Source organism: Achromobacter pestifer (genome assembly GCF_902859625.1).
In the GTDB taxonomy this organism is placed as follows: Bacteria; Pseudomonadota; Gammaproteobacteria; order Burkholderiales; family Burkholderiaceae_B; genus Achromobacter; species Achromobacter pestifer.
This window is the reverse complement of the sequence record NZ_CADIJX010000003.1, coordinates 840815-857729: the sequence shown is the minus strand read 5'-3', so window position 1 is coordinate 857729 and position 16915 is coordinate 840815. Positions and strand designations below refer to the sequence as shown.

Sequence of the window (16915 nt, the reverse complement as noted above, 5' to 3'; positions counted from 1 at the left end):
ATATAGAGATAATCACTCAATCATATTCATACGATATGGCAACCAGCGTAAAAAAGCCCGCCGGACAAGCCGGCGGGTTTTCCACTGAAGCGATGGCCTTTTATGGGGGCCTTCCGCATTTACTGCGCCTTCAATTCAGCCGAGCGGGTTTTCCACAGCGAGAACAGCACGCCACCCAGAATCAGGCTGAACGTCACGCCCAGCGACAGCGCCGCGGGCACCTTGCCGATGAAGCCGACCAGGAAGATCTTCGTGCCGATGAACACCAGGACCAGCGCCAGCGCGTACTTCAGGTAGTGGAAACGGTGGATCATCGCCGCCAGCGCGAAGTACAGCGCACGCAGGCCCAGGATCGCGAAAATGTTGCTGGTGTAGACGATGAACGGATCCGTCGTGATGGCGAAAATGGCCGGCACGGAATCCACCGCGAACACCAGGTCAACAAACTCGATCAGCACCAACGCCAACAACAGCGGCGTCGCGAAACGCACCTTCTTCGACGTGGCCGGATCCGTCTCGGTCACGACGAAAGCATTGCCGCGCAACCCTTCCGTCACACGCATGTGACGCTTCAGGAACTTCAGGATCGGGTTGGTCGCGATGTCCGGCGTCTGATCCGCAATCATCCACATCTTGATGCCCGTGAACACCAGGAACGCGCCGAACAGATACAGCAGCCAGCCAAAATTACTGACCAATGCGGCGCCCAGGCCGATCATGATGGCGCGCAGCACGATCACGCCCAGAATGCCCCAGAACAGCACACGGTGTTGATATTGGCGCGGTATCGCGAAGAAACTGAAAATCAGCGCGATCACGAAAACGTTGTCCATCGACAGCGACTTTTCGATCATGAAGCCGGTGTAGTACGCCATGCCGCTGGCCGCACCCAGTTGCCACCAGACCCAGGCGCCAAACAGCAAGGCCGCGCTGATGTAACCCGCGGACAGCAACAGGCTTTCACGCACGCCGATCTCGCGGTCTTCCTTGTGCAGCACGCCCAGGTCGAAGACCAGCAAGCTGACGACGATGCCGATGAATAGCAGCCAACTCCAGGTCGGTGTCCCCAGAAAATCGGCCATGAAGAAGGTGATTAAGGTGTCCATGAATGCCCCGCTGTGTTCGAAGGCACTCATGATCCAGATCTTGGCAAAATGGAGAAATCAGCCTGAAAGTGAGTTAAGGTTCGAAAAAACCGAAGTGAGCGCAATGATGCTGAACTATCGCCATCTGTACTATTTCTGGATGGTCGCCAAGGAAGGCGGCTTTTCACGTGCCGCCGAACGGCTGGACATGGCCATTCAGACCATCAGCGCCCAAGTGCGTGAATTGGAAAAGAATCTGGGCCACCAACTGCTCAAGCCCGCCGGCCGGGGCGTGGCGTTGACCGACGCCGGCAAGGCCGCTTTCGCCCGGGCCGAAGAGATCTTCCAGATCGGCCATGTGCTGCCGCAAGAAGTGCGCGCGGCAGCCACCAAGCCCGTCATCCGGCTGTCCGTGGGTTTGTCGGACGGCATTTCCAAGCTGGCGGCGCACGCCTTGCTCGGCCCCGTGCTGGACACCCCCGACCTGCGCCTGACCTGCCACGAAGGCGAGGTTGAGGAACTGCTGGGTGAACTGGCCCAGCACCACCTGGACCTGGTGCTGGCCGGCCAGGGCGCACCCGCCAACCCCAACCTGCGGCTCACCAGCGACCGTCTGGTGTCCTCGCCCGTGGACTGGTACGGCCCGGCGCGGCTGGTGCGCAAGTCCGATACGCTGGACTTTCCCCGTTGTCTGGAGCGCCTGCCCGTATTGCTGCCCACGGGGCACTCCGTGCTGCGCCAGACGCTGGACCGCTGGTTCAGCGAACAAGGCGTGTTTCCGAACGTCGTGGGCGAGTTCGAGGACAGCGCGCTGATGTCGGTGTTTGCCGCCCGGGGCCTGGGCGTCTTTCCGCTCAGCCGGCTGGGTGGGGACGACATCGGCTTGCTGCGCGGTTTGCGCCCCCTGGCCCGATGCGATGACGTGCACGAGGAAATCCACGCCATCCGCAACCGCCGCGGCCAACACCATCCGCTGGTCCAGGCGGTGCTGGCACATGCCAAGACTTCGGTTTTTTCTTAATGTTTGTCACAACCACTCTGGTTTTTCAGAAATAGAATCTGCTTTATCGTGGACCCTCTTTTGAAATCGGAGTACCACTGCAATGAAAAAATTCATCTGGCTCGCTTTTGCCGTGCTTGCCGCACTCTGGACCGGGCTGGTGGCGCTGACCTTGCAACTGACCGACTGGGTTCTGGCAACCATCGCCACGGCACAGGTGCCGGGCGCCGCGCTGGATACGTCCCAATGGGTCGCGCCCGCCTGGGCTGCCGGCTGGGTCGATCCGGCCTGGCTGCAATCCCTGCAAGGCGGCCTGGTGTGGGCCGCTCAGGGGCTGAACCAGATCCTGCCCGTGGCCGGTAGCCTGGGCACGCTGATTTCGGTGCTGGGCTGGATCGTCTGGGCCTTCATCATCGTTGGCCTGCTGGTCCTGGCGCTGGTCTTGAGCTGGCTGGCGGGCAAACGTCAGCAGGCCGCCGAAGCGCCGGGCCGCCAAGTGGTGTAATAAGGCGGGCATCGCGCCACCCGGCACGCTGCCTCCCACCAGGAGCGTGCCGTGGCCCCCCGATCTGTTCCAGCCCTGACCTTGTCCTTGGCAACCCTGCTATCCACAGGCGCCATGGCGCCCGCGCAAGCGGCTCCCAGCCCCTCCGGCGTGGAAGTCTGCACGGTGACGGGCACCTCGGGGCAATACAGCGTGCGCGTGCGCAATACGGGCGCAGAGCCCTTGACGCGCGTCGATGTCACCGGCGTACGCCTGGACGCGGGCGGCCAGGCAACCGACCGCCTGACCGTCAGCCTGGCGGACATTCCCCCCGGCAAATACAAAACCGCCATCCTGGCTCGCCATGAGGAATCGGCCGCGCTGGATAGCATCGTGACCTACACCACCGCCCATGGAACGGAAACGCCTCAGCACGAGCTGTTCGCGGGCAAGGTCGCGCACGTCTCGCCCGGTTCGGCCCTGCAATACACGCTGGCGCCACTGGCGGTGCGCGGCTGGACCGTGGCCTACGGCTCGGCCACCTCGCTCAAGCTGGAAGCCGGCAGCGCCGTGCTGCTGTCCTACCCAGTGCGCAGCGGCAAGAAACCCGCCACCCGGCCGGAAGCCGGCCGCACGCCATCCGCCGTCGTGCCGCTGGCGCCCTGCCGGGAACCCGGCAAGAAATCCTGATCAAGTGCCGCTCAGCAGGTCGCGCTCGTTCAAGAGCGCATAGACGATCTCTGGCTTGTTGTCGAAGCCCCGACGAATGGCGGCAGGCAGCGCGGAGCGCGTCTTGCGGCACAGGCCCGGCGCATCCTCCAGCTGGATCGCGATACCGCGCGAGGTACGCACTTCGTTGTCGCTGGGCGTGATGCGGATCACGATGCCCAGTTGCGCCTCGATACGTCCCTGCATGGCCCGCAGGTCATCCAGGCTGGTGATGTTCTCCAGCCGCGCGACCAGGCGCCTTTCCTCTTCCTTCGTCAGCTTCAGGATGCGCACGTCCGCGACGGGATCGGCCAGCAGCCGGTCCCGGTCGCAACTACAGGCGCCGGGGGGACATTCCTGGCGGATGGGAAAGGGAAAGTTCATGGATAACGAAGGGCCGCGCCAACACAGCAGTCAATTTACCCTACCCAGGATGAAGCACGGCCCGGCGTCACGCACTGATCGTTTACCCGCAGCACACTGCGATATAGTTGCCCCCACAAATTCAATGCGAGGACGCGGGTGTTCAAAGGAATTCTGCTTGCGGCCGCATTGGCCGCGCTGGGACAGACTGCCCAGGCGCGCGACATTGCCTACCCCATCAGGGACGGCCTGCCAGCGGTCGTCAGCATCAGCGACGGCCCGGAGCAGCACGTCACGGTGCGCGTGGGCAACGGCCCCGTGCAACGGCTGGGCGCCTTCGATGACGACGCGATCGACCAAGTCGAATCGGTGGATATCGACCACGACGGCTACCTTGACCTGATCCTGGGCCAAAGCGGCGGCAGTTCGCAGATATTCGCGCGTTTGTTCCTGTATCGGCCCAAGGACGGCACGTTCCAGGAAATCCAGCATCCTGGCCAGGACAGCCCCTGCCACCAGTTCGTCAATCCGGTCATCGCCCCAAAGCACGCCGCCATCAGCGTGGGGTGCCGCTTCGGCGCCGCCAGCAACGGCGCCGAGGAATATGTCCTGCGCGCCGACGGCACCGTCCGTGCAACCACGTGGTCAACGCAAGCGCTGTTCGGCCTGGAAAACGAACCGGCCGAACTGACCTACCACTTCCGCGAAGACGGCACGATCGACCGCATCGACATCAACGGCGACGGCTCTCCGCTGGACAGCGGCACCGTGCCCGTCAGCAAGCTGGATTTATACGACGCCCCCGACGTCAACAGCCCCCCGTCCATGACTGCCGCCGAAGGCGAAGCGCTTGCCGTCATCGCGCTGCGCCCGCACGGCTGGCTGCAAGTCCGATACGCCAGCAAGACGGCCGGCGGCGACGTGATCAAGTGGGTGCGTTACAGCGATCTGCGTGTGGACAAATATCAGTACCAAGCCAGCCCCCCGTCAGCGGACGGGCTGGATCTGACGCTATTCAACTACCTGGGTGATTGGGACGACGAATCGGGCGGCCGCTACACCGTGCGGCTGGACAATCGGGGCACGGAAGCCGTCACCCTGGCCTCTCCCCGCATCTGGCTGCTGCTGATCAACGCCCGCGGCGATCGCATCACCCATCCGCTGTACGCGCGTGATGCCGTCACCCTGAGCCCGCCCGACACGCCCGGCAAGGATTCCGTGGTCGGCTGGGCGGACGACCCGATCGTCTGGCGCAAGGACGAAGACGGCACCTTCGCCTACATGGTCAACGACAATGGCTACGGCTACGTGCGGCTGGTACCCGACCTGGCGCCTGGCAAGTACCGGGCAGCGGTCGTCGTGACCGACCCGGCCGGCCTTGCCCGGCCGGTCTACTCGAACGAAGTCCGATTCGACTTTCCGTTCCCGAAGCGAGCCGCTAGGGACGACTAGGCTTCACCAGTAATAGTTCAAGCTCAGCATCGTTTCGCGCTCCATGCCGCGGAACGTATACGTGTAGTAGCGCTTGTCGAACACGTTGTTGATGTTCAACGCAATGCGGTAACGGGGCGTCTCGTAAGCGATGGCCATATCCGCCAGCGTGAAGGCGGAGTTGTAGGGCGTGGAGCCGTCAGCCGCGGTGTTCAGCGGCGCCTCGCCGCGATAGCGCACACCGCCGCCCAGCGACAGGCCCTGGATTTGCCGAGGACGATAGTCCAGCCACAAACTGGCGGTCTGGCGCGCGGTCTGCGACGTCTGGCGGCCAACCTCGCCCGGCCGGTTGCTTTTCGTCGTGCGAGGATCCACATAGGCATACCCCGCCATCACGCGCAACTCACGGGTCAATGGGAACTTGGCTTCCAGTTCCAGTCCCGTTGAACGCACTTCGCCCGTCTGCACGCTGAAACCTGGATGATCCGGATCCTGCGTCGTGACGTTGGTCTGGCGAATATCGAAGACCGCCGCCGTGAACAGGGCATCGGTGCCGGGCGGCTGATACTTCAGCCCGGCTTCATATTGCTTGCCTTCGCGCGGTTTGAACGCACTGCCATCAGACTGCATGCCGGTGATCGGGTCAAACGCGGTGGAGTAGCTGACATAGGGGGCAAACCCGCTATCGAACAAGTACAACAACCCCGCGCTTCCGGTTGTCGCGGAATCCTTGATCTGAGGCTGCGCCGTGCTGCTCTGCCGGGTCGTTGCGAAATCGCGGCGCAAGCTGACATTGGCGACCCAACGATTCCATTTCAGCTGATTCAGCGTATAGATGCCAGTCTGCTTCAGATTGCTTTGTGATTGGTCCATCTCCGGCACATCAATATGCTGCCCATAGACCGGCGCGTAGATATCCAGATTGGGCACGTCCCAGCCATAGCCCATGCCCGTGTCTTCCTGATAGCGCGTGTAGTCCACGCCCACCGAAAACGTATGCTGCACGCCTGCCCAGACCAAGTCCTTGGACGCGCGGCTATCCACCGCCAGCGTCTGGCCGTGGGTGCGCTGGGCAAGGCTGCCTCGCGTGACAGTGCGTTTATCGTCCAGCAGCGCCATGGCATAGATATGCCGGTAGTCGATGTCGATTTCCGAATAGCGAAGATTCTGGCGCAAACGCCAGCCGTTGCCGGTGTCATGCTCGAAGGCATAGCCGATCGACTTCGTGTTCCGATCGAAACGGTCGAAATCGGGATCACCAGCCGTGCGATGCATCGGAAGGTCTTCGATCTCCGAATACGTGAACAAGTTCGGCCACCAGCTCTTGGGGGTGCCGCGCTCCTTGGAGTAGGTTCCCAGCACCGTCAGGCGAGTCTGATTGCTCAGATTCCACAGCACTGTCGGTGAAACGGAAATGCGATCGTCACGCGACCCGTCGGTGCGCCCGTCGGCCTTGCGGCCCGTCACGTTCAGCCGATACAGCACCTTGTCGTTCGCATCGAACGCGCCGCCCAGATCGGCCGTCAGCTGGCGGCGGTTGTACGTGCCATAGCTGACGCCCACGCTATTGACATGGTCCGCCGTGGGACGCTTGGACACCACGTTGATCACGCCGCCCGGGCGTCCCTGTCCGAACAACACCGACGCAGGCCCCTTCAGCACTTCGATACTGTCCAGGTCTTCCAGGTTGTCGTTCCACGACCCATATGTGCCGGCGGACAACTGCTTCAAGCCGTCCTTGTAATAGGCGCTGCCATCGCTGAAACCACGGATCACTGCGCCAACCATGCGCACGTCGCTTGAGCCCGACACTTCAGTCTGCACGCCCGGCGTGTAGGACAGCGCAGCCTCCAGGCTTCTTGGCGCCTGCATCTTGATCTGCTCCTGCGTCACGATCGACACCGAACGTGGCGTTTCGATCAGCGGCACATCCAGCTTGCCGCTGGCGCTGCGCAGCGCGACATAACTGTCGGCCGTGCCGACAGCCACGCCGCGCACCGTCACGGGCTCCAACTCCGTGGCGCCAGCAGACGAAGGCAAGCTCAGCGACACATTGCGCCCGTCGCGCTTGAAGGCAATGCCGGACCCGGCCAACAACGAACGCAGCGCGTCATCCGGCGTGAGACGCCCCATCACCGCAGGTGCATTGCGCCCGCGCACCGTTTCCGGCAAATAGAAGATCACCAGTTCCGCTTGCTCGCCCAGTTGGATCAGTGCATCGCCCAAGGGCTGCGCGGTAATGCTGATCTGCATCGACGCGGTCTGCGCCATGGTGATGGCCGGCGCCGTGCAGGCCAGCACCAAGGTGACTGCGAGCGCATGCCAGCGGGCACCCCCGCCGTTCCATACGCCCTTGCGCGCAGCCGAGGCGCGCGAATTCACTTGCTTGTCCATGATGAGAGAAAAATTCCAGTACAACTGCCCGCGCGATTTGCGCCCGACACCCTTGGCCAAAGGTTGCTTCCAGGGTCGAGATCGACTTACGTGAACACACCCCGTCTAGGGATAGACGCCACGACCGGCAAAATTCCGGAATGATTCTCGCTATGATATTTGAAACAAAATAATTCAGCGCGGCGCCAGCACCCTGCCACCGTCTGCCGGGTACATCACGATCACCGGCGCGATCTGCGGCAGCACAGCCAACACGGCCTCCGGTTCGTCGATGGGCAAGGTCCCCGCCACGCGCAGTTGCGACAAGCGCTTGTCGTCGATCCGCAGCGGGTCGCGCAAATAGCGGTTCAGTTCGCTCACCACCTGAGACAACGGCGTGTCGCGAAATACCAGCCGGCCGCGTTGCCAGGCGGTGATCGCCGCCACGTTTTCCTGATGCGGAGTCTCCACGGCCTCGCCCGGCGCATGCCGCAGCACATAACCTGCTGTCAGATTGCGTGTCGTCCGGTTCCACCACGAACCGGCCGAGAAGGCTACGCTGCCCTCTTCCACCGCCAGCGCCACGGCATCGCCATGGCGGCGCACGTTGAATCGGGTACCGGTCACGCGCACCTGCGCCTGGCCCGCCTGGACAATGAACGGGCGGGCGGCGTCCGGGCTGACCGTGAAAAGGATCTCCCCGGCAAGCAGCAACACTTCGCGCCTGTCCGGGTACAGGGCGACCGTAGCCTGCGTATCCGTATTCAGTTCCAGCAAGGAGCCGTCGGGCAACACGATACGGCTGCGTTCCCCCCTCGCGGTGGTCAGCGTCTGCGCGTAGTCCGCACCGCGCTCCCACACGCGGGGACCGATCACGCCTGCGGCTACCGTCAACGCACAGGCGGCGGTCAATCCCAATGCGAACCGGCGGCGTCCCGTGCGCGCGGGCCCCACCTCGGCGACGAGCGCGGTTTGCGCCAGCAGATCGCGCAACTGCGCTGGCGGCACCGTATCCGCCACCCGCCAGGACGATTCCACGGAATCGTATTGGCGTTGATGCTCGGGGTCGGCTGCCAGCCAGGCGTCGCGCTCCTGACACGCGTTGGCATCCAGCGTGCCCAGGCGCAAGCGCGAGAACCAGTACACAGCCTGGTCTCGGGGCGAATCGGGCCGAGGATCAATGCGGGGCATGATCTTGCAACCGGTCATGGATATGCGCCAGCGCGCGTCTCATGTGCTTTTCCACGGTGCTTTGCGTCAGGCCGAGTTTCTGCGCGATTTCGGCCTGCGTATAGCCCTCCAACTTGTTCCATAAAAAGACCTGCTGGCATTTCACTGGCAGCTCGGTCAGCGCCGCCTTCAGCGCATCGGCCAATTGCGCCGCGCGGATCGAAGACTCCGGATCGGACTGTACCGGATGCTCCGCATCAGGCAGTTCGTCCAGGCTGACCTGATCGCGCCGAGCCTGGCGCCGGATCTCGCCGTTCAGCCGATTCTGACTGGCGCCGTAGAGATAGGCTTTGGGATCCAGCACCGTCGCATCGCCGTTGCGCAACATATTCGCCACCACGTCATGCGCGGCGTCCTCAGCATCGTGGCGGCTGCCGCCTCGGCGCGTCCACGCCCCGATCAGCTCGCAGTAATGGGCGAGCCAGCCTTTGTCGGAAGGTGGATGGCGAGACATGGACGACGGCGGTTCGGCGGTAGGGAGAGGCCCGCATTATCAATCATGATTCTCATTACCACAAACTACTACCGCAAGTAGTGCAGAATGCCTCCCATCCCTACAACACAATCTTTCACGCCATGTCCGCCGCTTCCCGCCCCCTTGGACACCGCTTGGCACGATGCCTGGCCATCTTGATCGTGCTGGTGGTGCTGGCCGCCGCCGCGCTGGCCGCAACCGGTCTGCTCACGCGCGCGCACAGCGCCGACGTGGCGGTGGTGCTGGGCAATACCGTGCAACCGGACGGCCAACCCTCGCGCCGGCTTGCCGCCCGCCTGGACCGCGCCTATGACTGCTACGCGGCGACGCAATGCCGGATCGTGTTCGTCAGTGGCGGCGTGGACCCGGCCGGCGCCGACGAAGCGGCCGTCATGCGCGACTATCTGGTCAAGCGTGGCGTACCGGCCGAACGCATCGTGACCGATAGCGCGGGCGTGGACAGCTGGGCCACGGCCCGCCACGCCAGTGCCTACATGCGCGAACACGGCTACGTCAGCGCGATGGCCGTCACCCAGTATTTCCATGTGCCGCGTACCCTGCTGGCGTTGCGGCGCCACGGCATCGTGGACGTCAGCGGCGGCTACCCGCGCTTCTTTGAACTGCGTGATATCTACTCCGTTTTCCGCGAACTGCCGGCGATGGCGTGGTATGCCTTCCGGCCGCTATAGTTGCGCTTTCGTTCGCCCCATCCCAGGACATCGCCGCCGTGCAGATCTTCCACAATCCCGTCCATGACAAACATGCTGGCCGCCAGGAAATGTTCCGCGGCAAGCTGGTGCCTTGCCACGAAACGCCGGCCCGACTGGAATATGTGCTGGACGCGCTGCGCCAACGCCGCATTGGCGATCTGCTCGCCCCGTCCGCCGCCGACCTGGACCTGATCAAGCGCGTGCACACGCCCCGCTACGTGGACTTCCTGGCCAGCGCCTGGCGGGACTGGGTGGCGTTGGACCCCGCCAACGCCGACATCGACATCCTGCCGTCGGTCTGGCCCGTGCGCGGCTTCCGCCACGATATCGAACCCACCAATTTCGCGGCGCGCGTCGGCCTGTTCTCGTTCGATAGCGGCTGCCCGCTCACAGCCGGAACCTGGGAAGCCGCGACCGTCGGCGCGGCCTGCGCCATCGACGCCGCACGCGCCATCACGACATCGGGCGGGCCACGCGCCGCCATGGCGCTGACGCGCCCGCCAGGCCATCACGCTGGCGCCGACTTCTTCGGCGGCTACTGCTTTCTGAACAACGCCGCGCTGGCCGCGCAGGCACTGCGCGAGGCCGGCGCCGCCCGCGTTGCCATCCTGGACGTGGACTATCACCACGGCAACGGCACGCAGAGCATCTTCTACGAACGCGGCGACGTGCTGACGGTATCCGTTCACGGCGACCCGACCACCGAATACCCGTTCTTCCTGGGCTATGCCGATGAGCGCGGCCAGGGCGCGGGCGAAGGCGCCAACCTGAACCTGCCGCTGGCGGCCGGCACCGGCTTTGCGGCATGGACCGATGCGCTGGAACAAGGCCTGGCCGCCATTCGGGCATTCAAGGCCGATGCGCTCGTGATCGCGCTGGGCGTGGACACCTACGAAGGCGACCCGATCTCCAAGTTCAAGCTCAAAAGTGCTGACTATTTGCAGGTTGGCCGCCTGCTGGCAAGCCTGGGCCTGCCGGCGGTCTTCACGATGGAAGGCGGCTATGCCGTGGCGGACGTCGGCATCAATGTGGCGAACGTCCTTGAAGGCTACGCCGGCTGAGCACCGGCGCGCATCCGTTCCCACAGCGCCTCCACCGACGCCCGCGCGTCGGTGCGATCCCTGAACGCCAGAATGGACACCTCGATGTCCCAATCACGGTTGGCCAAGGGCGCCAGGTCCGCCGATGCCAAGCGTTGCAGCGCGCTATCCGCCAACCACGCGACGCCCAGCTCCTCGGCTGCCATGTCGCCCAGCACGTCCGACATCTCGGCCTCAAAGACGCGCACGCCGTGCAGCGGTTGCTCCGCTGCCTCTATCGCGGCGTCAATCAGGCGGGCGAAGTACACATTGGCGGAATACATCAACAAGGGCACGGGTTTGGCCGCGGTGCCGGGCAGATCCAGACCGGTGCGTTCGATCAGCGCGCGCGCCGCGTACGGGCGTATGAGCTCCCTGCCTAGCGTCAGGCACTCGTAGCGCGCCGGGTCCAGCGGCAAGGGCTGGGCAACCTGATGGAAGCAGATCAGAAAATCCGCCGCCCCCGACGTGAAGGCCGATACCGTGTCGTGCACATTGCCGGTCTGAAGACTGCAACTAAGCAATCTTCCCTCGCTCCAAGAGCGCCACCACATCGGTAGATGCGTGGTCGCAAGCGCATACGAAGTCGCCAGCCGTAGCTGATTCTGGGCCGGCACCGCCGCGATGCCTGCCCGCGCCTCGGCAAGCTGATTGACCAGTTCTATCGCCGCGCCGCGAAAGCGTTCTCCCGCCTCGGTAAGTTGAGTGGGAAATGCGGAGCGATCGATCAGGCGCGCACCCACCCAATTCTCCAGGCTCTGGATACGGCGGCTGAATGCCGCCTGCGACAAATTGCGGGCCTCCGCGGCGCGCGTGAAATTGCGCACCTCGGACAGCGTAATGAAGTCCTGCAACCACCGGGTATCCATGATTCTCCTTGCGTATTGCGCATCGGCCATGCGTGCGACGCATCGCAACGCATGTGTACTTCGCATTGGACGGCGAGTACCCCCTGCCGGACACTGCCTCATCGGTTCCACATTGGAGCCCACACCCCCCGGAGTGTAAATATGGATGAAACCCTGCGCGACGCCGCCCGTGAATACCTGGTCCGCTACGGCGGCGACACGTTTCCCAACCTGTTCACTTCCGCCAAGGGCGTGGTCGTGCGCGACGACACCGGGCGCGAAATCCTGGACTTCACCTCCGGCCAGATGTGCGCCACCATCGGCCACAACCATCCCGCCATCGTCGCGGCGGTGCATCGCGCCGGCGAGACCGCGTTCCATTTCTTCAGCGGCATGATTCCGGAAACGGTGGCCCAATTGGCGGCCACCGTCGCGCGTGATTGGATGCCCTCCGGCCTGACGAAATCGATCTTCGTCAACACGGGCTCCGAAAGCAATGAGATTGCCTTGCGCATGGCCAAGATGCACAAGAGCGGCTTCGAGATTCTGGCCATCGGCGGGTCATGGCACGGCGTGACCAGCGGCGCCGGGTCGGTTTCCTACGCCAGCGATCGCAAGGGCTATGGCGTCCCGGCAGCAGGCACATTCGTCATGCCGGAACCCAACGCCTACCGGCCCTACATCGCCGGCATGGATGCCGAGCAATCCGCATTGGCCTGCCTGGAAATCGGATTGAAGATGTTCGACATGGCCTCCGCTGGCCGGCCGGCCGCCATCATCGTTGAACCCATCATCAGCGCGGGCGGCGTGTTGGTTCCGCCCAAGTCCTACATGCAGGCGCTAAGGCGCGCAGCCGACGCGCGCGGCATGCTGTTGATCTTTGATGAAGCGCAGACCGCGTTTGGCCGCATCGGCTACCGCACCGGTGCCGAGTACTTCGGCGTCACGCCCGACATCATGAGCGTTTCCAAGACCATGGGCGGCGGCCTGCCCCTGGCCGCCGCCGTCACCACGCCTGCGATCGAACAAGACATCCACGAAAAGGGCTTCACGTTCTACACCAGCCACGTGTCGGACCCGTTGCCAGCAACCGTGGGTTTGGCCGTGCTCGACACCATCCGGCGCGAAGGCTTGATCGAACGGGCGAACACGCAGGGCGACTATCTGCGCCGCAGCTTGCTTGAACTGCAACAGCGCCACGAAGCCATCGGTGACGTGCGCGGCCTGGGCCTGCTGCTGGGCGTGGAACTGGTGCAAGACCGTCACACCCGTGAGCCGTTCCATGAACTCGGCGCCTTGACCACGCAGCGCTGCTTTGAACTGGGCTTGTCGATGAATATCCGCCGTCGTCCCGAACGCGGCTCCGTCTGGCGAATTGCACCTCCGCTGACGGTAAGCAACGCCGAAATCGACCGTGCCGTCACGATCCTGGACCAGGCGTTGACCGAAAGCCTGGACAAAGTGTCAAAGCCGGCTGCGCGCGCCGCCTGACGGTTCCTTCCCCACATCCTTCACGCTTCATCCGGCGCCGGGCGCTCGTCCCGGCAGGAGAACGACATGCCGCTACGCCCCCTCACCCTTTGCGCCTTGGCGTTGGCCGCCGTGTCCAGCCAGGCCCTTGCAGGCCCCACCCTGGACATGGTCAAGAAACGGGGGTACCTGCAATGCGGCGTATCAACCGGCATTCAGGGCTTCTCGGCGCCCGACAGCAAAGGGGTCTGGAACGGTCTGGACGTAGACATGTGCCGCGCCATCGCAGCCACCGTGTTCAATGACGCGACGAAGTTCCGCCTGGCCCCGCTCACCACCCAGGCACGCTTCACCGCGCTACAGTCCGGAGAGGTCGACGTCCTTACCCGCAACGTAACGCCCACCATGGCTCGCGACACCACGCTCGGCTTGCTGAGCGTGGCCGTCAACTATTACGACAGCCAAGGCGTGATGGTGTCGCGAAAACTAGGGGTCAAAGCGCTGAAGGAACTGGATGGCGCCACGATCTGCGTGCAACCCGGAACGGTGACCGAATTGGACCTGGCCGACTGGTTCCGCACGCAATCCCTCCACTTCAAACCCGTCGTCATTGAAAAGTACGATGAAATTCTTCGGGCGTTCTCCGCCGGGCGGTGCGACGCTTTCACCTCTGACAAGTCGCAACTTGCAGCGTCGCGCATGACGTTGGAAAACCCCGACAAGTACGTGATCCTGGACGAGAACATTTCAAAGAGCCCGCTCGGCCCCATGGTGCGCCAGGGCGATGACAACTGGATGAATGTCGTGCGATGGTCGCTGAACGCCATGCTGGAGGCTGAAGAGTTCGGCATTTCATCTGCGAATGTCGATGCACAGCTGAACGCCAACAATCCGAATGTGCAACGCATTCTGGGCGTCAGCGCAGGCATGGGGCGCAACCTGGGCGTGGACGACAAGTGGGCCTATAACATCATCAAGCAGGTGGGCAACTATGGCGAAAGCTACGAACGCCACCTGGGCATGAGCAGCCCGATGAAACTGCCACGCGGGCTAAACGCCCAATGGCGTGACGGCGGCCTGATGTATGGCTGGCCGGTGCGCTAGCAGCAAGGCCCGCGCGGTCAGTCGCGCGTTTCCAATACCTTGTTGATGCGCAGTGCCAGCAAGGTGCACGCGGCTCCCGACAGCAGGTAGACGCTGACCGCCACCAAGCCGAAACGCGCCGACAACCCCAAGGCAACCAGCGGCGCAAAGGCCGCGCCGATCAACCACGCCATGTCAGACGTGAGCGCCGCGCCCGTATAACGGAAGCGGCGCGTGAAATTGGCCGTGACGGTGCCGGATGCCTGGCCATACGACAGACCCAGCAGCGCAAAACCCACCAGGATGAAGGCGTCCTGCCCCATTGGGCCGCCGCCCAGCAGCCACGGCGTGAACAACGCGAAGACGGCGATCAGCACGGCCAACAGGCCCAGCGTGGTGCGCCGGCCGATGGTGTCCGCCAGCCAGCCCGACGCCACCGTGCCCAGAATGCCGATGACCGCGCCGATGATCTGCACGATCAACACATCGGTGATCTGTTGCGTGGCGCTGACCGCAATCCACGACAGTGGAAACACCGTGACCAGGTGGAACAAGGCATAGCTGGCCAAGGCCGCAAACGCGCCGATGAACAGGTTGTAGCCCTGCGAACGCACCATCTCGGTAATGCCAATGGGCTCAAGTTCGCCTTCTTCCAGCAGCTGCGTGTATTCCTCGGTGACGACCAGCCGCAGCCGCGCGAACAGCGCCACCACGTTGATGGCGAAGGCAACGAAGAACGGGTAGCGCCAGCCCCACTCAAGAAAGTCGGCTTGGGTCAGCGTGACGTGCAAGTACAGGAACAGTGCGCTGGCCACCATGAAGCCGACGGGTGCGCCCAGCTGGCCCATCATCGAATACCAACCACGGCGGTTGGGCGGCGCGTTCAGCGCCAGCAGCGACGGCAAGCCATCCCAAGATCCGCCAAACGCCAGCCCTTGCACGCAACGGAACACCGCCAGCAAGGTAATGGCGTGCACGCCTATGGTTTCGTAACTGGGCAGGAACGCCATGCCGACCGTGGCCGTGCCCAGCAGGAAGAGCGCGACCGTCAACTTTGTGGCGCGGCCCCAACGCCGCTGGATCGCCATCGACAAGGCCGTGCCGATCGGCCTCATGATGAATGCGAAAGAGAAGATGACGAAGGCCCAGAGCGTGCCTTCCAGCTGCGGTTCGAAGGGGAAGAACACCTTCGGAAAAACCAGCACGCAAGCGATGCCAAACACGAAAAAATCGAAGTATTCGGAGGCTCGCCCCACGACCACGCCAACGGCGATTTCACCGGGGGCCACCTTGGCATGACTGGCCCCGCCAGCCGTCGCCCCCGGGCCGGGAACGGACGGAACATGACCGGGATACCGCGTGGTGGTCGACATGGATTTGCTCACTATAGGAGGATCAAAATACGCCACTGCCCCGCACACTTTTGTTCTTTTTACCCTAGATTTTTCGCGGCTTCCAGCGTAGTGTTGCGTTTACCTCCCACGGTTACGTTTCGAGGTATGGCTATGCAGTCCTTCCCAAGGCTCCGCGGCTTGCTCTTGATTACCGCCCTGCCATTGCTCGCCGGATGCAATGCGGTGCTGCTCTCGCCGTCAGGCGACGTAGCGGTTCAGCAGCGCAATCTCATCATCATCTCAACCGGGTTGATGCTGCTGATCATCGTGCCGGTGATCTTCCTGACCTTTCTGTTCGCGTGGCGCTATCGGGCCAGCAACAAAGAGGCTCACTACGACCCGGAATGGAACCACTCCACCATGCTGGAGCTTCTGATCTGGGCGGCCCCGCTGCTGATCATCATTGCCTTGGGCGCGCTGACGTGGGTCAGTACCCACCAGTTGGATCCTTACCGTCCGCTGGCACGCCTGTCCGAAGGCCGCGAGGTGCCCGCCGGCACCAAGCCGCTGGTCGTGGAAGTGGTGGCGCTGGACTGGAAATGGCTGTTCCTGTACCCCGAGCAAGGCATCGCCACCGTCAACGAACTTGCCGCGCCGGTCGACCGCCCCATCCAGTTCAAGATCACGTCGTCCACGGTGATGAATTCGTTCTTCATCCCCGCGCTGGCGGGTCAGATCTATGCCATGCCCGGCATGCAGACCACGCTGCATGCGGTGATCAACCACCCTGGTGAATACGAAGGGCTGTCGGCCAACTACAGCGGATCCGGTTTCTCGGGAATGCGCTTCAAGTTCCATGGACTGGATCAGCAAGGCTTCGACAAATGGGTGGCGGGCGCCCGCGCATCCACCGACAAGCTCAGCCGCGATGTCTACCTGAAGCTTGAACAGCCCAGCGAACGCAATCCGGTCCAGCATTACGCCACCGTCGCGCCCGGGCTGTTCGATGCCATCGTGAACCGCTGCGTCGAAGGCAACCGCATGTGCATGAAGGACACGATGGCCATCGACTCCCAAGGAGGCATGGGCATCCCCGGCGCGCTCAACGTCACCACCCTTGACCCGGAAACACGCGCACGCCTGGGCCTGACCGGAACACCGCCGCGCAAATATGTCGGCGCCATGTGCACATCCACCGAAGGGCTCGTGTTGTAGCGGCTTGCGCATGTCCGTCGCGATACG

Annotated in this window: 16 protein-coding genes; 9 read left to right on the top strand and 7 right to left on the bottom strand. The window is 63.5% G+C overall.

Going from position 1 to position 16915, the window contains the following annotated elements; translation table 11 throughout:
- Window positions 1-119: 119 nt before the first annotated feature.
- Window positions 120-1106: a TerC family protein gene (locus HV753_RS15485; RefSeq protein WP_175175463.1), complete on the bottom strand. Its 987-nt coding sequence runs from the start codon at window positions 1104-1106 to the stop codon at window positions 120-122.
- Window positions 1107-1212: 106 nt separating this feature from the next.
- Here HV753_RS15485 and HV753_RS15480 point away from each other — a divergent pair, with 106 nt between their 5' ends.
- The 3 genes from HV753_RS15480 (at window position 1213) to HV753_RS15470 (ending at window position 3259) form a co-directional block, all read left to right on the top strand.
- On the top strand, window positions 1213-2106 hold the full coding sequence (locus tag HV753_RS15480; protein WP_175175464.1) for a LysR family transcriptional regulator: 894 nt from the start codon (window positions 1213-1215) through the stop codon (window positions 2104-2106).
- Window positions 2107-2188: 82 nt separating this feature from the next.
- On the top strand, window positions 2189-2590 hold the full coding sequence (locus tag HV753_RS15475; protein WP_175175360.1) for a hypothetical protein: 402 nt from the start codon (window positions 2189-2191) through the stop codon (window positions 2588-2590).
- Window positions 2591-2641: 51 nt separating this feature from the next.
- Complete coding sequence (locus HV753_RS15470) at window positions 2642-3259, top strand: hypothetical protein (protein WP_175175359.1); 618 nt, start codon at window positions 2642-2644, stop codon at window positions 3257-3259.
- Here HV753_RS15470 and HV753_RS15465 read toward each other — a convergent pair whose 3' ends face one another.
- Entirely contained in the window at window positions 3260-3661 is a 402-nt protein-coding gene (locus HV753_RS15465) for a hypothetical protein (RefSeq protein WP_175175358.1), read from the bottom strand.
- Between the two features lie 138 nt (window positions 3662-3799).
- Here HV753_RS15465 and HV753_RS15460 point away from each other — a divergent pair, with 138 nt between their 5' ends.
- Entirely contained in the window at window positions 3800-5092 is a 1293-nt protein-coding gene (locus HV753_RS15460; protein WP_175175357.1) for an SH3 domain-containing protein, read from the top strand.
- Between the two features lie 3 nt (window positions 5093-5095).
- On the opposite strand, the gene HV753_RS15455 is transcribed toward HV753_RS15460, so the two are convergent.
- The 3 genes from HV753_RS15455 to HV753_RS15445 all read right to left on the bottom strand — a co-directional run bounded on the left by HV753_RS15455 (window position 5096) and on the right by HV753_RS15445 (window position 9128).
- Window positions 5096-7465, bottom strand: a complete 2370-nt coding sequence (locus tag HV753_RS15455) for a TonB-dependent siderophore receptor (RefSeq protein WP_175175356.1) — start codon at window positions 7463-7465, stop codon at window positions 5096-5098.
- 174 nt (window positions 7466-7639) lie between these two features.
- Entirely contained in the window at window positions 7640-8653 is a 1014-nt protein-coding gene (locus HV753_RS15450; protein WP_175175355.1) for a FecR family protein, read from the bottom strand.
- Window positions 8622-9128, bottom strand: a complete 507-nt coding sequence (locus HV753_RS15445) for an RNA polymerase sigma factor (RefSeq protein WP_175175354.1) — start codon at window positions 9126-9128, stop codon at window positions 8622-8624. Before HV753_RS15445 ends, HV753_RS15450 begins: the two co-directional genes overlap by 32 nt.
- 155 nt (window positions 9129-9283) lie before the next feature.
- On the opposite strand from HV753_RS15445, the gene HV753_RS15440 reads away from it, so the two are divergent.
- Window positions 9284-9838: a YdcF family protein gene (locus HV753_RS15440; RefSeq protein ID WP_246288286.1), complete on the top strand. Its 555-nt coding sequence runs from the start codon at window positions 9284-9286 to the stop codon at window positions 9836-9838.
- Between the two features lie 38 nt (window positions 9839-9876).
- Window positions 9877-10920: a histone deacetylase family protein gene (locus HV753_RS15435; protein WP_175175352.1), complete on the top strand. Its 1044-nt coding sequence runs from the start codon at window positions 9877-9879 to the stop codon at window positions 10918-10920.
- Here the strand turns inward: HV753_RS15435 and HV753_RS15430 are convergent.
- Entirely contained in the window at window positions 10908-11807 is a 900-nt protein-coding gene (locus HV753_RS15430; RefSeq protein WP_175175351.1) for a LysR family transcriptional regulator, read from the bottom strand. The two genes, HV753_RS15435 and HV753_RS15430, sit on opposite strands and share 13 nt — an antisense overlap.
- 141 nt (window positions 11808-11948) lie before the next feature.
- Between HV753_RS15430 and HV753_RS15425 the strand changes: the two genes are divergently transcribed.
- Window positions 11949-13277, top strand: a complete 1329-nt coding sequence (locus tag HV753_RS15425) for an aspartate aminotransferase family protein (protein WP_175175350.1) — start codon at window positions 11949-11951, stop codon at window positions 13275-13277.
- A 66-nt stretch (window positions 13278-13343) separates the two neighbouring features.
- Window positions 13344-14360 (top strand): amino acid ABC transporter substrate-binding protein, encoded by a 1017-nt coding sequence (locus HV753_RS15420; RefSeq protein WP_175175349.1) that lies wholly within the window; start codon window positions 13344-13346, stop codon window positions 14358-14360.
- 17 nt (window positions 14361-14377) lie between these two features.
- Here HV753_RS15420 and HV753_RS15415 read toward each other — a convergent pair whose 3' ends face one another.
- Window positions 14378-15712 carry an MFS transporter gene (locus HV753_RS15415; protein WP_175175348.1) on the bottom strand — a complete coding sequence of 445 codons (1335 nt, stop codon included), beginning with the start codon at window positions 15710-15712 and terminating at the stop codon, window positions 14378-14380.
- Between the two features lie 132 nt (window positions 15713-15844).
- Here HV753_RS15415 and cyoA point away from each other — a divergent pair, with 132 nt between their 5' ends.
- Complete coding sequence (gene cyoA, locus HV753_RS15410; RefSeq protein ID WP_175175347.1) at window positions 15845-16888, top strand: ubiquinol oxidase subunit II; 1044 nt, start codon at window positions 15845-15847, stop codon at window positions 16886-16888.
- Window positions 16889-16915 lie beyond the last annotated feature (27 nt).

Bases quoted from the DNA above. Each gene is read 5' to 3' on its own strand.
- HV753_RS15415 (WP_175175348.1), bottom strand. From the start codon at position 15,712: ATGTCGACCACCACGCGGTATCCCGGTCATGTTCCGTCCGTTCCCGGC.
- HV753_RS15475 (WP_175175360.1), top strand. From the start codon at position 2,189: ATGAAAAAATTCATCTGGCTCGCTTTTGCCGTGCTTGCCGCACTCTGG.
- HV753_RS15420 (WP_175175349.1), top strand. From the start codon at position 13,344: ATGCCGCTACGCCCCCTCACCCTTTGCGCCTTGGCGTTGGCCGCCGTG.
- HV753_RS15450 (WP_175175355.1), bottom strand. From the start codon at position 8,653: ATGACCGGTTGCAAGATCATGCCCCGCATTGATCCTCGGCCCGATTCG.
- HV753_RS15480 (WP_175175464.1), top strand. From the start codon at position 1,213: ATGCTGAACTATCGCCATCTGTACTATTTCTGGATGGTCGCCAAGGAA.
- HV753_RS15425 (WP_175175350.1), top strand. From the start codon at position 11,949: ATGGATGAAACCCTGCGCGACGCCGCCCGTGAATACCTGGTCCGCTAC.
- HV753_RS15455 (WP_175175356.1), bottom strand. From the start codon at position 7,465: ATGGACAAGCAAGTGAATTCGCGCGCCTCGGCTGCGCGCAAGGGCGTA.
- HV753_RS15485 (WP_175175463.1), bottom strand. From the start codon at position 1,106: ATGGACACCTTAATCACCTTCTTCATGGCCGATTTTCTGGGGACACCG.
- HV753_RS15430 (WP_175175351.1), bottom strand. From the start codon at position 11,807: ATGGATACCCGGTGGTTGCAGGACTTCATTACGCTGTCCGAGGTGCGC.
- HV753_RS15445 (WP_175175354.1), bottom strand. From the start codon at position 9,128: ATGTCTCGCCATCCACCTTCCGACAAAGGCTGGCTCGCCCATTACTGC.
- cyoA (WP_175175347.1), top strand. From the start codon at position 15,845: ATGCAGTCCTTCCCAAGGCTCCGCGGCTTGCTCTTGATTACCGCCCTG.
- HV753_RS15465 (WP_175175358.1), bottom strand. From the start codon at position 3,661: ATGAACTTTCCCTTTCCCATCCGCCAGGAATGTCCCCCCGGCGCCTGT.